The sequence below is a fragment of the Streptomyces sp. NPDC050509 genome, assembly GCF_044457965.1.
GTDB lineage: Bacteria > Actinomycetota > Actinomycetes > Streptomycetales > Streptomycetaceae > Streptomyces.
Genome location: NZ_JBITHL010000001.1, coordinates 899,252 through 913,394, shown reverse-complemented (window position 1 = coordinate 913,394; position 14,143 = coordinate 899,252). Strand labels below are relative to the sequence as shown.

The window sequence follows — 14,143 nt, the reverse complement described above, 5'->3', positions numbered from 1 at the left end:
ACGCACAGGGAGCCCCCATGTACGGGTCCGTCCGGGACGAACTGTCCGCCACCCTCGACGAGATCCGCGCCGCCGGTCTCTTCAAGCCCGAGCGCGTGATCTCCACCCCGCAGAGCGCCTCCGTCGCCGTCGCCGCGGGCGGCCCTCCCGGCGACGTACTCAACTTCTGCGCCAACAACTACCTCGGCCTCGCCGACCACCCCGAGGTCGTCGCCGCCGCCAAGGACGCGCTCGACCGCTGGGGCTACGGCATGGCCTCCGTACGGTTCATCTGCGGCACCCAGGAGATCCACAAGGAGCTGGAGCGGCGCCTGTCCGCGTTCCTCGGCCAGGAGGACACGATCCTCTACTCCTCCTGCTTCGACGCCAACGGCGGTGTCTTCGAGACCCTGCTCGGCCCGGAGGACGCCGTCATCTCCGACGCCCTCAACCACGCCAGCATCATCGACGGCATCCGGCTCTCCAAGGCCCGCCGCCTGCGCTACGCCAACCGCGACCTCGCCGATCTTGAGACCCGGCTCAAGGAGGCGCAGGACGCCCGGCGCCGGCTGATCGTCACGGACGGCGTGTTCTCCATGGACGGGTACGTCGCCCCGCTCGACGAGATCTGCGACCTCGCCGACCGCTACGACGCGCTGGTCATGGTCGACGACTCGCACGCCGTGGGCTTCGTCGGCCCCGGTGGCCGCGGCACGCCCGAACTGCACGGCGTGCTGGACCGCGTCGACATCCTCACCGGCACGCTCGGCAAGGCGCTCGGCGGCGCGTCGGGCGGCTATGTCGCCGCGCGCGCCGAGATCGTCGCACTGCTGCGCCAGCGCTCCCGCCCCTACCTCTTCTCGAACTCCCTCGCACCGGTCATCGCCGCCGCCTCCCTCAAGGTGCTCGACCTGCTGGAGGGCGCGGACGGACTGCGGGAGCGGCTGAACGCCAACACCCGGCTCTTCCGTACGCGGATGACCGAGGCCGGGTTCGAGATCCTGCCCGGCGACCACGCCATCGCCCCGGTCATGATCGGTGACGCCGCGGCGGCGGGCCGGATGGCGGAACTGCTGCTGGAGCGCGGCGTGTACGTGATCGGCTTCTCCTACCCCGTGGTGCCGATGGACCGGGCCAGGATCCGGGTGCAGCTCTCCGCCGCGCACTCCACCGCGGACGTGGAGCGGGCGGTCGGGGCGTTCATCGACGCGCGGGACGTCATGAAGAACGAGAGCTGACCGGGGCGGGGCCGGGAACAGGCGCGGGCGGGGCGGTCCGGTGACACGCGGGCGACCTGGCAGGATGGCGCGGGTGATCGACCCCCGCCGGCTGCGCGTCCTGCGGGCCGTCGCGGAACACCGTACGGTGACCGCCGCGGCCGCCGCGCTCTACCTGACCCCCTCGGCCGTCTCCCAGCAGCTCGCCGCGCTGGAGCAGGAGACGGGCCACGCCCTGCTGACCCGCAGTGGCCGGGGGGTCAGGCTGACCGCCGCCGGGGACATCCTGCTCGCCCACACGCACCAGGTCCTCGCCCAGCTCGAACGCGCGGAGGCGGAGCTGGCCGCGTACGCGGGCGGCACGGCCGGCGAGGTCACGGTCGCCGCGTTCGCCACCGGCATCGCGGAGGTACTGGCCCCCGCCCTGCGGCAGCTCGCCGGGGAACACCCCGACATCCGGGTACGGGTACGGGACGCCGAGGGCGACGAGAGCCTGCCGCTGGTGCTCGACGGGGAGGCGGACGTGGCCGTCGCGGTCGAGTACCGGGGCGCCCCGCGCGAGGACGACCTGCGGCTCTCCCGGGTGGCGCTGTACGCGGAGCCCTTCGACGCGGTGCTGCCCGCGGCCCATCCGCTGGGCCTCGCCGCGGAGGTCACGCTCGACGGTCTCGCCGACAGCGACTGGATCGGCCCCTACCCGGGCAACCCCTGTCACGACGTCATACAGCTCGCCTGCGAACTGGCCGGCTTCCAGCCCCGCCTGGCGCACTCCTCGGACGACTTCCGCGCGGTCGTCGCCCTCGCGGGCGCGGGCGCCGGGGTCGCCCTGGTGCCCCGCTCGGCGCTGCGCGGCATGGAGCTGAAGGGCACGGTCGTACGCCCCGTGGTGGGCCCGGCCGCGACCCGCCGCGTCTTCGCCGCCGTACGCAGGGGCGCGGAGGACCATCCGCTGATCCGGCCGGTCCTGGCGGCCCTGTCGCTGGCGGCGGCCGGGGTGACGACGGGCTGAGGGGCCCGCGGATCTCAGCCGAGCAGCGTCAGCAGGAGGATCAGCAGGGTCAGCGCGCCCGCCGCGATCCCCGACGCGTGCAGCAGCAACCGCCGGGACGGTACGCGGGTGACGACGAGCCCGCGCTCACCGGGGAGCACGTAGAAGACCCAGTTCGGCTGGTTCACCAGTTTCAGCCGGGTCAGCCGCAGACTCCGGACGCTCACCTCCCGCGCGATCTCCCTGGGCTCACGGGCGAGATGGCCTTCGAGGGAGCGGCGGTGGGCCCGGTCGACGCCGTCCGGCACCGCGAACGGGTCGCTCCCCGCACCGGTCAGCTCGGTCCAGCGGGTCGTGGTGCGCTCCAGCCGCGTGCGGACCGGGCGGGGCCAGCTCCGCTCGGGCAGTTCCAGCGTACGGACGGACGTCCTGCGCCGGATGATCCCCTCGACCCAGCGGACGACGCTGCCCTTGCCGCCGCACTGGGCGTGCTCGATACGGCGGGAGCCGTCGCACTCCTCGCACCGTACGACGTCCTTGCCGCCGCAGGTGGCGCAGGTGACGACGCCCCGGCCCCTGCAGGTCGCGCATGCCGTCTCCTTGCGGTGGCGGCGGGCACAGGTGGTTCTGGGCGGCGCGTCGGTCTCGCGGGCCCGCGCCGTACCGTCCGCCGTCTGCTTCCCGCTCTCCTCGCGGCGCCGCGGGTCCGGGCAGTGGGTGCACGAGTCGACCCCCAGGCAGTCCGGGCAGGGAGCCGTCTGCGGGTCGGGGCACGGGCGCTTGCCCCGGCCCTGACAACCGGGGCAGGAGATGCGGCCGTTGTCGCAGCTACAGATGATCTCCCGGTCGGAGCCCTCGCGCACCAGCTCCAGCTTCAGCGTCTCGTGGGCGTCCTTCGGGGGAGCGAGGACATGACTCCCCACGTCGTCCTGGTAGCGGGGACGGCCGGACAGATCGACCGGCCCGTGGTGCTCGGCCTTGTCCTCGGTGCGGGTCTCGACACAGCGCACGGTTCTGGCGCGGAGTAGCTGATGGCGTTCGATCTTCCGTACCCGCTCGGCCAGTTCGCGGTGCGGATGGCGGGTACGGCTGGTGCCGCCACCGCAGGCGAGGACGGCTTCGAGGAGCGCTTCCTCGGACGGCTCCCCGTCGGAGCCGGAGGGCTCCGAGCCGAACACCGCCTTCTCGTACGGCTCTTCCCCGGACGGTGCGTCGGACATGGCCGGTTCCCCTCCCCGACGCGGGCCGCGCCCGCTCAGGACCGCAGCGTAGAGGGGCGGCCGACGCCCCCTCAAGTGGCGCGCGGGGGCGCTCGTCGGCGCGGAACCGGCGCGCGTCCGGCCGCCGTGCAGCGGACGTCCGGCCCCCGTACAGCAGCCGTCCGGCCGCCGTGCGGCGGGACGCGGGCCCGTCCGGGGTCAGGCCAGTAGGCTCGGCGCCGCCTTGTCCAGCACCGTGCCCACCCGCTCCCAGGTCTCCATGTCCCGCTCCACCGCCTCCAGTTCGGCCCCGCCGCCGGCGTCCCACGATGTCGCGACCGCCACCGGGTCCTCGCCCGTCGCCGCGCCCGCCGCGAGCGCCGCCGCGCCGAGGGCGACCAGTTCGCCGCCCGCCGGCACGATCAGCGGCCGGCCCGAGAGGCGTCGTACGGTCTCCACCCACATCCGGCCCTGGGCGCCGCCGCCCACCAGCCGCATCGGGCGGGTGGCCACCGCCGGATCCGCCGGATCGAGCCCGCACGCGCGCAACACCTCGTCCAGCGCCCGCAGTACGGTGACGGCCGCGCCCTCGTACGCGGCGCCCAGGAGCTGCTGCGGCGTGGTGTCGTGGCGCACCCCGGTCAGCAGCCCGGACGCGGCGGGCAGATCGGGGGTGCGCTCCCCGTCGAGATACGGCAGCACGACGGCCTCACCGCCCGGCACCGCGTCCTCCCGGTCGAGCCGGAGCAGCGCGGCCACCTTGTCCACGGCCAGCGTGCAGTTGAGGGTGCAGGCCAGCGGAAGGTACGTACCGTCGGCGGCGGCGAACCCCGCGAGCGCGGTGGACGCGGGGCGGGTACGGGTGGCGGCGAAGACCGTGCCCGAGGTGCCCAGGGAGAGCACCGGGTGGTCGAGCAGCCCGGCGCCGCCGAACCCCAGACCGATCGCCGCGCTCATGTTGTCGCCGGTCCCCGCGGCGACCGCGACACCGGCGGGCAGGCCGAGTTCGGCCGCCGCCCCGGCCGTCAGCGAGCCGACCCGGGTGGCCCCCGTCGCCGCGACGGCGGGCAGCAGCGCGGGGTCGAGGCCCAGGAGCGTCAGCAACTCCTCGTCGTACCCGCCGGTCGCCGTCGAGTACCAGCAGGTGCCCGAGGCGTCGCCCGGGTCCGTCGCCGCGACCCCCGACAGCCGTTCGGTGAGAAAGTCGTGGGGGAGCCTGACGGCCGCCGTGGCCCGCGCGACGGCCGCGTCGTTCTCCCGCAGCCACTGCCACTTCGAGGCCGTCATCGATGCCACCGGCACCGAGCCCGTACGCGCCGTCCAGGCGCCGGGGCCGCCGAGCGCGTCGGTGAGCGCGGCGGCCTGCGGGGCCGAGCGGGTGTCGTTCCACAGCAGCGCCGGGCGCAGCGGCTTGCCGCCGCGGTCCAGCACCACCAGTCCGTGCTGCTGTCCCGCGACCGCGATCCCGGTCACGGCCGAGGGGTCCGTACCGGACTCCTTCAGTCCGGCGGCGACCGCCTCGCGCAGGGCGTCCCACCAGTTCTCCGGGTCGCTCTCCCGGGCCCCGCCCTCGCCGGACACCCGGTGCGGGGCACGGCCCACGGCGAGCAGCCGACCGGTGGCGGCGTCGGTGAAGGCCGCCTTCGTGGACTGGGTGGAGCTGTCCACGCCGATCACGACCGGGCTCTGCGACATGGGCGTACCTCTTCCGAGCAGCGGTTTTGGACGTCGGAAGAACAAATTACGCGATGGCGCGGCGCACGGGAACCGTACCGCCGATCATCGCCCCCCGGCGGGGAGTCGGCCGGGATGCGGCGCGGGGGTTTTCCGTGCGGCGACCGGCATGCATTATTAGTCATGTCAGAAAACAAAAAGGTTACGGCACCCCCGGACCCGAGGTATCGAAGGCGGCCAGAGCATGACGGAACGCTTCACCCCCACCCCTGAGGACAAGTTCAGCTTCGGCCTCTGGACGGTGGGCTGGCAGGGCAGGGACCCGTTCGGGGACGCGACCCGCCCCGCCCTCGACCCCGTCGAGTCCGTGCGGCGCCTCGCCGATCTCGGCGCGTACGGCGTGACGTTCCACGACGACGACCTGATCCCCTTCGGCTCCTCCGACACCGAGCGCGAGTCGCACATCAAGCGCTTCCGGCAGGCCCTGGACGCGACCGGCATCGTCACCTCCATGGTCACCACCAACCTCTTCACCCACCCCGTCTTCAAGGACGGCGCCTTCACCGCCAACGACCGCGACGTCCGCCGCTACGCGCTGCGCAAGACCCTGCGCAACATCGACCTCGCCGCCGAGCTGGGCGCCAAGACCTTCGTGGCCTGGGGCGGCCGTGAGGGCGCGGAGTCGGGCGGCGCCAAGGACGTACGATCCGCGCTCGACCGGATGAAGGAGGCCTTCGACCTGTTCGGCGACTACGTCACCGAGCAGGGGTACGACCTGCGCTTCGCCATCGAGCCCAAGCCGAACGAGCCGCGTGGCGACATCCTGCTGCCCACCGTCGGCCACGCCCTGGCCTTCATCGAACAACTGGAGCGCCCCGAGCTGTTCGGGGTGAACCCGGAGGTCGGCCACGAGCAGATGGCGGGGCTGAACTTCCCGCACTCCATCGCCCAGGCCCTGTGGGCGGACAAGCTCTACCACATCGACCTCAACGGCCAGAACGGCATCAAGTACGACCAGGACCTGCGCTTCGGCGCCGGTGATCTGCGGGCCGCCTTCTGGCTCGTGGACCTGCTGGAGAACGCGGGCTGGGACGGCAGCAGGCACTTCGACTTCAAGCCGCCGCGCACCGAGGACTTCGACGGGGTGTGGGCCTCCGCCGCGGGCTGCATGCGCAACTACCTGATCCTGAAGGAGCGGGCCGCCGCCTTCCGCGCCGACCCGCTGGTCCAGGAGGCGCTGAGCGCCTCGCGCGTCGGGGAGCTGGCACAGCCCTCCGCCGCCGACGGGGTGGCCGGACTGCTGGCGGACCGCGCCGCGTACGAGGAGTTCGACGTCGAGGCGGCCGGGGCGCGCGGGATGGCGTTCGAGCACCTGGACCAGCTCGCGATGGACCACCTGCTCGGGGCCCGCTGACCCGACGGCCTCCGGGACACGGCCACGCGCCCACGCGGCACGCGCGCACGCCGGACGGATCCTTCCCGGACCCGTCCGGCGTCATCCGTTGTCGGCGCCGCGGTCAGCCGTTCCCGGCGCCGCGGTCGGCCGGATTGGTCCCGCCGTCGACGGGGCCGCCCCGCCCCACGTACGCCACCGGGTCGGCCAGCACCGCCCGCACCACCAGCGCCGCCCCGCCGCGTGCCGCGTCCCCCGCCGAGGAGGACGCGCGCAGCCGTCCGCTGCCGCGCGGCCACAGGCCCGACACCACACGGGCCGTCAGCTCCCGGTCCGCCGCGGGCGACAGCCAGGGCATCAGCTCCCGGTAGATCCCGCCGAGCACGACCGCGTCCGGGTCGAGGAGGTTCACCGCTCCCGACAGCACCCGGCCCAGCATGGTCCCGGCCCGCTCGACCGCCGCCAGCGCCGCCGCGTCGCCCTGGAGCGCCCGGCGCTCCAGTTCCGCCACGCCCGGTACTCCGGCGTCCTCGTCGATGCCCGCCGCCCGCAGCAGCGCCGACTGGCCCGCGTACTGCTCCAGGCACCCCCGGGCGCCGCACCGGCACAGCGGTCCGTCCGCGTCGGCGACCACATGGCCGATCTCCCCGGCGAACCCATGGGCCCCGCGCAGGAGTTCGCCGTCCAGCACCAGCGCCCCGCCGACACCGATCTCGCCGGTCAGGTAGAGGAAGGTGCGGAGCGGTCCCGGGCCGCCGAACCACAGCTCGGCCAGCGCCGCCAGATTGGCCTCGTTCTCCGAACTCACCGGCAGTTCGGGCGCCGCGGGGCGCTGCCCCGCCAGGGCGCGCGCGAACAGCGCCTGCGCGGGTACCCGGTTCCAGCCGAGGTTCGGCGCCTGGCGCACCGTGCCCCCCGACACCAGCCCCGGCAGGGCGAGTTGGACCCCGACCGGGTGCAGCCCCTGCTCGGCCGCCGACTCCAGGGTGCGCGCGGCGATCCGGGCGCCGCGGGCCAGCACCTCGGCGGGCTCCGTACCGCGGTTGTCGAGGTGCTCGGTCAGCCGTACCCGGTCAGTGCCGGACAGATCGACCACGCACACCGACACGTAGTCGATATTGATCTCCACGCCGATCCCGGCGGGTCCCGAACGCGTCACCTTCAGTACGGTGCCTGGGCGCCCGGCCTGCCCGCTGAAGGTTTTGCCGGATTCGGAGAGGAATCCGCTCTCCATCAACTGTTCGGCCAGCGAGGAGACCGCGGCCCGGGTCAGCCCCACCCGCGCCGCCACCCCGGCCCGGGTCGTCTCGCCCTCGTCCCGCACCGCCCGCAGCACAAGGCTCAGATTGTGCCGGCGCACCGATTCCTTGTCGGCCTTGGGGCCGAGGGGGGTCTGGTTGGTGTTCATCTCGCGGACGAGCCTATGTGATCGGAATCGGCCGGAACGGGTCACTCGGCAAGCAGGATGTCTCATTCCGCCCGATGGTGCGATTAATTAGTAATTAATCTTGACGGGGTCGCGGCGCCCCGTCAGGCTGGGGCCGCCGAACGAGGAGCAGCCACGTGACCACGCACGCGCCCGACCAGCCCCCGGCCGACCACAACCCCGGCGACCGGGCCCCGGCCGACCGGTGGATCCTGCGCACGGAGAACACCACCTATGCCGTCGCGCTCGCCCCGGAAGGCCAGTGGGCCGAACTGACCGCCTGGGGACCGCACGGCGTGGAGAGCGGCCCCTCGCCGCTCGACTGGTCACGCCGTACGCACTTCGTCACCCCGGCCGACCTGGCCCCCGCCGAGTACATCCCGTACGGGCTGCGGCCGTTCACCGGCGCCGACCTGCTCGCCCAGCGCCCCGGCGAGGACCGCGGCGTGTGGTGGGCCTTCGCCGGAGCCGAGACGGACGGGGACCGGGCGCTGCGGCTCGTCTTCACCGACGAGACCCTGGGACTCGACGCGACGCTCCACTACGAGAGCGTCCCCGGCACGGACGTGATCCTGCGCTGGACCGAGCTGGTCTGCACCGGTGACAGCGAACTGCGCCTGGAACGCTTCGACTCGGCCGCCGTGAACATCCCCGTGACGGCCGGCGCCCGGCTCACGTACCTCACCGGCCAGTGGGCCCAGGAGTTCCAGCGCACCCAGCTCGAACTGACCCGTGGCCGCTTCGAGATGGCCTCCACCCAGGCCGTGCCCGGCCACGCGTACGCCCCCTGGCTCGCCGTCCAGGACGCCGCGCACCCCGACGGGGCCACCGGCGTCCCCACCTACGGCGTCGCCCTCCAGTGGCCCGGGAACTGGCACATCACCACCGACGCCGAGCCCGGTGGCGCGGTCCGCGTCCGCGCGGGACGGCTGCCCCACGAGGGCGCGGTACGGCTCGCCCCCGGCGCCTCCCTCACCACCCCGAAGCTCGCCTGCGCCTTCAGCCCGGACGGCCTCGACGGCCTCGCCCGGGTCTGGCACCGCTACGAGCGCGGGCTCACCGGCGAGCGGATGCACCGTACCCGCAAGGTCCTCTACAACTCGTGGGAGGCCACCGGCTTCGACGTGGACGCCGACAGCCAGCTCGAACTGGCCCGGATCGCCGCCGACATGGGCGCCGAACTGTTCGTCGTCGACGACGGCTGGTTCCCCGGCCGGGCCGACGACACGGGCGGTCTCGGCGACTGGCGGCCCGACCCGGCGTCCTTCCCGGCCGGGTTCGACAACTTCGTCGGCGAAGTCCGCGCCCTCGGCATGGACTTCGGCCTCTGGGTGGAGCCCGAGTGCGTCAGCCCCCGCTCCGAGCTGTACGCCGCACATCCCGAGTGGGTCTACCGGGTGGCGGGCCGCCCCGCCCGCCTGGTCCGCAACCAGCTCCTGCTCGACCTCGGCCGTGAGGACGTCCAGGACTTCGTGCTCGCCACCTTCGACCGGCTCCTCGGCGACCACGAGATCAGCTACCTCAAGTGGGACATGAACCGCCCGCCGACCGAACGCGGCCGTCCCGGCGGCGGCCCCGCCGAGGAACTCGACCTCGACGCCGCGCACGTCGCCGGCTATCTGCGCGTCCTCGACCACCTCCGCGCCCGCCACCCGCACGTCACCGTCGAGGGCTGCTCGGCGGGCGGCGGCCGGATCGAGCACGCCACGCTCGCCCGTACCGACGTGGTGTGGCCCAGCGACAACACGGCGCCGCTCGACCGGCTCGCCATCCAGTACGGCTATCTGCACGCGCACGCCCCGCACACCATGAGCTCCTGGGTCACCGACTCACCCGGCATCTTCGACCCGCGCCCCCGCTCCCTCGGCTTCCGCTTCGTCAACGCGAGCGCCGGTGTCCTCGGGATCGGCGCCGACATCCGTACCTGGAGCGCGGAGCGGCGCGCCGAGGCCGCGCGCTGGGTCGCCCGCTACAAGGAGGTCCGTGAGATCGTCCACCACGGCGAGGCGCGGCTGCTGAACACCCCCGCCGACGCCACCTGCGGGGTCCAGTACGAGGAGCCCGGCGGCGGCCGGATCGTCGTCACCGCCCTCAGCACCGGCCGGCTCGACGGGGCGCCCCTGGTCCCGGGCCGCCCGGCCAGGCTGCGGCTGCGCGGCGTGGACCCGGCGGCCCGCTACACCGACGCCGCGTCGGGCGAGACATACGGCGGGGCCCATCTGACGCACTACGGGCTGCCGTTCGCGTGGACGGACCAGTACGACGCCGAACTCGTCGTCCTGGTACGGCAGTAGGCGGCCGGAGCCTTCGGACACCAGGCCGTAACCTCGGGACACAGTCCATGTCCCCGAAGGCCGAGGAGTCGTACCGTCCCATGCGCCCCATGAACGGAATCGCCCGCTTCACCGACCGGATCGCCGTGGTCACCGGCGCCGCCTCGGGCATCGGCGCCGCCACGGCGGGCCGCCTCGCCGCCGAGGGCGCCTCGGTCGTCCTCGCCGACACCGACGCGGAGCGCGGTGTGCCCGCCGCCGCGCGGATCCGCGAGGAGGGCGGGCGGGCCGCGTTCGTGCTGGCCGACGTGGCGCAGGAGGACGGCTGGGACCGTATCGTCACCGCCGCCCACACCTTCGGTCCCGTGGACGTCCTGGTCAGCAACGCGTACACCGTGGACGTCACGGCGGCGCACGAGATGACCCTCGCCTCCTGGGAACGGCAGCTCGCCGTCAACCTCACCGGCGGATTCCTCGGCTTCCGGGCGGTCCTGCCCGACCTGCGCGCCCGGCGCGGCGCCGTGGTGCTGACCTCGTCCGTCCACGCCCACCACGGCATACCCGGCCGCCCCGCCTACGCCGCCTCCAAGGGCGCCCTGCTCTCGCTCTGCGCTCAACTCGCCGTGGAGTACGGGCCGGAGGTACGGGTCAACGCGGTCCTGCCGGGTCCGATCCTCACCGCGGCCTGGGACGGGATCCCCGAGGAGGAGCGGGCGCGGAGCGCCGCCGGGACCGCGGCGCGCCGCTTCGGCACCCCCGAGGAGGTCGCCGCGGCGATCGCCTTCCTCGCGGCCGAGGAGGCCTCGTACATCACCGGATCGAGCCTGCTCGTGGACGGCGGGTGGAGTGTCGTGAAGGCATCCGCCTGAACGGGCGGGCCGCCGGCCCCGAACGCAGGAGAGAGGCGGACCCGTATGGCGCCGTACACACACCGGGGCGTGCACGGCCGGACGGTGGAGACGCTGGCGCGCCGGGTGCTCGGCGGGCAGATCCCCGAGGGTGCCACGCTCGATCTCGGCGCGCTGCGGCGGGAGTTGGACGTCAGCCTGACCGTCCTGCGGGAATCGCTGAAGGTGCTCGCGGCCAAGGGCATGGTCGACGCCCGGCAGAAGCGCGGCACCTTCGTGCGGCCCCGCTCCGACTGGAACCTGCTCGACGCCGACGTGCTGCGCTGGCAGTTCGCGGACGGTCCCGGCACACCGGCCGGACCCGCCCTGCTGCGCGATTTGGACGAGGTCCGTGCCGTCGTCGGGCCGGCCGCGGCCCGGCTGGCCGCCGAGCGCCGTACGGACGCGGACCTCACCGCCCTGGAGACAGCCCTCCGGGTGCTGGCGGAGAGCGCCGACAGCCCCACCCGCGCCGCCGAGGCCGGTCTGGCCTTCCACCGGGGGCTCCTCGCGGCCACCGGCAACGAGCTGCTGGCGCGGATGGAGATGGTCGTCGGGCCGGGCCCCGCCCACCACGGCTCCCCGCGGCCGGCGGACCCGGTGCCCGGCCACCGGGCCGTCCTCGACGCGGTACGGGCCCGGGACCGGGACGCGGCCGAACGGGCGATGCGGGCGCTGCTCGGCGTACGGGACCTGGGCGGCGTACGGGACCAGAGCGGTCCCCGGCAGGATCCGAACGAAGGACCCTAGCCGTGCTGGCGCGCCGGACGCTGCGCGGGCACCGTCCCCGTCCCTGGCCCCGCGCCCGCTCCCGTACCGCCGTCCGCCCAGGCGGGGGCCGTTCCGCTGAGCTGGCAGACCATCAGGTAGAAGGGGATCGGCGGGGTGTACGGGGTGGGCGCCTGAGGCCAGTGGATCAGCTTGGGGTGGACCGCGGGGACCTTCGTACCGCTGATGTAGCGCGCGGGGGACGGCCAGGTCAGATCGAGGTCGGAGCCCGCCGGGACGATCCACCACCACCAGTCGGTGTCCGCGAAGACACAGCCCGTCCTCGGCAGCCGGGCCATCAGCCGGAAGCCGTGCTCCGCGGGCACGCCCACCGCGTCACACCCCAGGGAGGCCGGCAGCGTGGCCGGCAGGGGCAGTTCGATCCCGCGCGGCGTGGTGGTGTCCCGCAGGCCGCGGGCCAGCCGCTGGAGCGCGGTCCTCAGCACGGCGGCTCCGTTCCGCGCGGTGCCTGTGTCGCGCGGGCCGGCCCGGCGCCGTGCTTCAGCGTGCGGCCGGCGCCGTGCGGCGCCCCGCCCGCGTGCGGCAGTTCGGCCCAGACGACGCGCCCGGGGCCGTAACCCGATGTGTCGTGGGCTCCCCAGCCGCTGCACATCGAGTCGACGAGGAACAGCCCGCGCCCGCCTTCGCCCTCCGCCTCACCCTCGGCCGTGTGATGGAGCTGGGGCCCGGTGGGCCCGTAGCCCTGGTCCTCCACCGCTATCCGCAGGCGTCCCTCGCCGTCGCGTATCTCGCAGATGACGCGGTCGCCCGCGGCGTGCACGATCGCGTTCGTCACCAGCTCGGACACGACGAGGACCGCGGTGTCGCGGGTCTCCTCGTCCAGGTCCCAGAGGACGAGGCGGGCCTGTATGAGCTGTCTGGCGCGTGCGACGGACTCCGCGTGAGCCGGCAGGCGGAACCCGTAGCGGCGGACTGCGTTGCCAGGGCACAGGGCTATGAGCTGGGGGGTGAGCGCGTTACCAGGTGCCACGACCGATTCCTAACGGTGGGGGAGCAGCGGATGCGTGCAAGACCTCTCCCATGGCAGAGCGCGACAACCGCGTGAACTGGTTCACCGGTCCACTGTCCACCCGCCGAGGACACTTGGCAAGTAGCACTCTGAAAAATTCAGAGTGCCATGTTCTTCGTCGGGGCGGCATGGCAGACTGCTGGTAACCGTGCGTGGGAAGGACCCAAAAGTGAGTGAACCGCGGTCCGCCCCGACCGTGGGCCAGGTCGTACTCGGCAGACGTCTGCAGGACCTGCGCGAGCGCCGCGGCCTGAGACGCGAGGAGGCCGCCAGACTCCTGCGGGTGGCTCCGGCCACGATCCGCCGCATGGAGACGGCCGAGGTCGCGCTCAAGATCCCTTACGTACAGTTACTGCTCAGGGCGTACGGCGTACCCGAGGAGGAGGCGGACGCCTTCGTCGAGCTGACGGAGGAGGCGAACAAGCCCGGCTGGTGGCAGCGGTTCCACGACATCCTGCCGGACTGGTTCAGCATGTACGTCTCCCTGGAGGGCGCGGCGTCCCTCCTTCGGGCGTACGAGCCCCATTTCGTTCCCGGACTGCTCCAGACCGAGGAGTACGCCCGGGCCGTCATGCACGCGGGGGCCGTGGGGCAGGCCCAGCCGGAGGAGATCGAACGGCATGTGGCGCTCCGCATGGAACGCCAGTCGCTCCTGACACGTGCCGACGCGCCCAGATTCTGGGTGATCATGGACGAGACCGTGCTGCGCCGCCCCGTCGGGGAGGACCCGCAGGTCATGCGGGCACAGATCGACAGGCTTCTGGAAGCCTCCGAGCTGACCAACGTGACCCTGCAGATCGCGGAGTTCTCCAGCGGACACCACCCGGGTACCTACGGGCCGTTCGTTCTTTTCCGTTTCGCCGTGCCCGAGCTGCCTGACATGGTCTACAGCGAGTACCTGACCGGTGCCGTCTACCTTGACGCACGTCCCGAAGTGGCCACCCACCTTGAGGTCATGGACCGGATGGCGGCCCAGGCCGCAACTGCACAACGCACGAAGGAGATCCTCAAGGATGTCCGCAAGGAGCTGTGAATGGACCCCATATACAACGGCATGCCCGCCGCCGACCTCGGCACCGAAGGCTGGTACAAGCCGTGGAGCGGCGGCAACGGCGGCAACTGCGTCGAGGCCATGAAGCTGGCCGACGGCCGGGTCGCCGTGCGTCAGTCCGCCGATCCCGGCGGTCCGGCGCTGATCTACACCACGAGTGAGATCGCCGCTTTCATCCAGGGCGCCAAGTCGGGGCAGGCGGACTTCCTGCTCACGTGATCCGCCGCCGTACCGGGACGTACGGCGGCGGCACCCGAG

General features: G+C 73.4%; 13 protein-coding genes. 8 read left to right on the top strand and 5 right to left on the bottom strand.

Annotated elements, in window-relative coordinates; genetic code table 11:
• Positions 1 to 17 precede the first annotated feature (17 nt).
• A complete protein-coding gene (locus ACIBJC_RS03535; protein WP_399287139.1) occupies positions 18 to 1,217 on the top strand; it encodes a glycine C-acetyltransferase in 1,200 nt (399 codons plus the stop codon).
• A 73-nt stretch (positions 1,218 to 1,290) separates the two neighbouring features.
• The gene (locus ACIBJC_RS03530) at positions 1,291 to 2,205 is read left to right on the top strand and encodes a LysR substrate-binding domain-containing protein (protein ID WP_399287136.1); all 915 of its coding nucleotides are present in this window, start codon (positions 1,291 to 1,293) and stop codon (positions 2,203 to 2,205) included.
• Positions 2,206 to 2,219: 14 nt separating this feature from the next.
• Here ACIBJC_RS03530 and ACIBJC_RS03525 read toward each other — a convergent pair whose 3' ends face one another.
• Positions 2,220 to 3,404 (bottom strand): hypothetical protein, encoded by a 1,185-nt coding sequence (locus ACIBJC_RS03525; protein WP_399287133.1) that lies wholly within the window; start codon positions 3,402 to 3,404, stop codon positions 2,220 to 2,222.
• Between the two features lie 198 nt (positions 3,405 to 3,602).
• Positions 3,603 to 5,078 (bottom strand): xylulokinase, encoded by a 1,476-nt coding sequence (gene xylB / locus ACIBJC_RS03520; protein ID WP_399287130.1) that lies wholly within the window; start codon positions 5,076 to 5,078, stop codon positions 3,603 to 3,605.
• Positions 5,079 to 5,301: 223 nt separating this feature from the next.
• Here xylB and xylA point away from each other — a divergent pair, with 223 nt between their 5' ends.
• Positions 5,302 to 6,471 (top strand): xylose isomerase, encoded by a 1,170-nt coding sequence (gene xylA, locus ACIBJC_RS03515; RefSeq protein WP_399287127.1) that lies wholly within the window; start codon positions 5,302 to 5,304, stop codon positions 6,469 to 6,471.
• A gap of 103 nt (positions 6,472 to 6,574) precedes the next feature.
• On the opposite strand, the gene ACIBJC_RS03510 is transcribed toward xylA, so the two are convergent.
• Positions 6,575 to 7,858: an ROK family protein gene (locus ACIBJC_RS03510; protein ID WP_399287124.1), complete on the bottom strand. Its 1,284-nt coding sequence runs from the start codon at positions 7,856 to 7,858 to the stop codon at positions 6,575 to 6,577.
• Between the two features lie 227 nt (positions 7,859 to 8,085).
• On the opposite strand from ACIBJC_RS03510, the gene ACIBJC_RS03505 reads away from it, so the two are divergent.
• The 3 genes from ACIBJC_RS03505 to ACIBJC_RS03495 all read left to right on the top strand — a co-directional run bounded on the left by ACIBJC_RS03505 (position 8,086) and on the right by ACIBJC_RS03495 (position 11,786).
• On the top strand, positions 8,086 to 10,170 hold the full coding sequence (locus tag ACIBJC_RS03505) for an alpha-galactosidase (RefSeq protein ID WP_399288100.1): 2,085 nt from the start codon (positions 8,086 to 8,088) through the stop codon (positions 10,168 to 10,170).
• A gap of 89 nt (positions 10,171 to 10,259) precedes the next feature.
• Positions 10,260 to 11,018 (top strand): SDR family NAD(P)-dependent oxidoreductase, encoded by a 759-nt coding sequence (locus ACIBJC_RS03500; RefSeq protein WP_399287121.1) that lies wholly within the window; start codon positions 10,260 to 10,262, stop codon positions 11,016 to 11,018.
• A gap of 45 nt (positions 11,019 to 11,063) precedes the next feature.
• Positions 11,064 to 11,786 (top strand): FadR/GntR family transcriptional regulator, encoded by a 723-nt coding sequence (locus ACIBJC_RS03495; RefSeq protein ID WP_399287118.1) that lies wholly within the window; start codon positions 11,064 to 11,066, stop codon positions 11,784 to 11,786.
• On the opposite strand, the gene ACIBJC_RS03490 is transcribed toward ACIBJC_RS03495, so the two are convergent.
• Both ACIBJC_RS03490 and ACIBJC_RS03485 read right to left on the bottom strand, forming a co-directional pair.
• Positions 11,783 to 12,250, bottom strand: coding sequence for a hypothetical protein (locus ACIBJC_RS03490; protein WP_399287115.1), 468 nt, complete (start codon positions 12,248 to 12,250; stop codon positions 11,783 to 11,785). The genes ACIBJC_RS03495 and ACIBJC_RS03490 overlap by 4 nt on opposite strands.
• Complete coding sequence (locus ACIBJC_RS03485; protein WP_399287113.1) at positions 12,244 to 12,795, bottom strand: ATP-binding protein; 552 nt, start codon at positions 12,793 to 12,795, stop codon at positions 12,244 to 12,246. The genes ACIBJC_RS03490 and ACIBJC_RS03485 overlap by 7 nt, the downstream gene beginning before the upstream one ends.
• A 208-nt stretch (positions 12,796 to 13,003) precedes the next feature.
• On the opposite strand from ACIBJC_RS03485, the gene ACIBJC_RS03480 reads away from it, so the two are divergent.
• Both ACIBJC_RS03480 and ACIBJC_RS03475 read left to right on the top strand, forming a co-directional pair.
• Positions 13,004 to 13,867: a helix-turn-helix transcriptional regulator gene (locus tag ACIBJC_RS03480; protein WP_329827710.1), complete on the top strand. Its 864-nt coding sequence runs from the start codon at positions 13,004 to 13,006 to the stop codon at positions 13,865 to 13,867.
• Complete coding sequence (locus ACIBJC_RS03475; RefSeq protein WP_329827709.1) at positions 13,868 to 14,104, top strand: DUF397 domain-containing protein; 237 nt, start codon at positions 13,868 to 13,870, stop codon at positions 14,102 to 14,104.
• Positions 14,105 to 14,143 lie beyond the last annotated feature (39 nt).

What these genes read in the sequence shown, in the direction of transcription:
- ACIBJC_RS03535 (WP_399287139.1), top strand. Translation starts at nt 18, where the DNA reads ATGTACGGGTCCGTCCGGGACGAACTGTCCGCCACCCTCGACGAGATC.
- ACIBJC_RS03525 (WP_399287133.1), bottom strand. Translation starts at nt 3,404, where the DNA reads ATGTCCGACGCACCGTCCGGGGAAGAGCCGTACGAGAAGGCGGTGTTC.
- xylB (WP_399287130.1), bottom strand. Translation starts at nt 5,078, where the DNA reads ATGTCGCAGAGCCCGGTCGTGATCGGCGTGGACAGCTCCACCCAGTCC.
- xylA (WP_399287127.1), top strand. Translation starts at nt 5,302, where the DNA reads ATGACGGAACGCTTCACCCCCACCCCTGAGGACAAGTTCAGCTTCGGC.
- ACIBJC_RS03510 (WP_399287124.1), bottom strand. Translation starts at nt 7,858, where the DNA reads ATGAACACCAACCAGACCCCCCTCGGCCCCAAGGCCGACAAGGAATCG.
- ACIBJC_RS03500 (WP_399287121.1), top strand. Translation starts at nt 10,260, where the DNA reads ATGAACGGAATCGCCCGCTTCACCGACCGGATCGCCGTGGTCACCGGC.
- ACIBJC_RS03495 (WP_399287118.1), top strand. Translation starts at nt 11,064, where the DNA reads ATGGCGCCGTACACACACCGGGGCGTGCACGGCCGGACGGTGGAGACG.
- ACIBJC_RS03475 (WP_329827709.1), top strand. Translation starts at nt 13,868, where the DNA reads ATGGACCCCATATACAACGGCATGCCCGCCGCCGACCTCGGCACCGAA.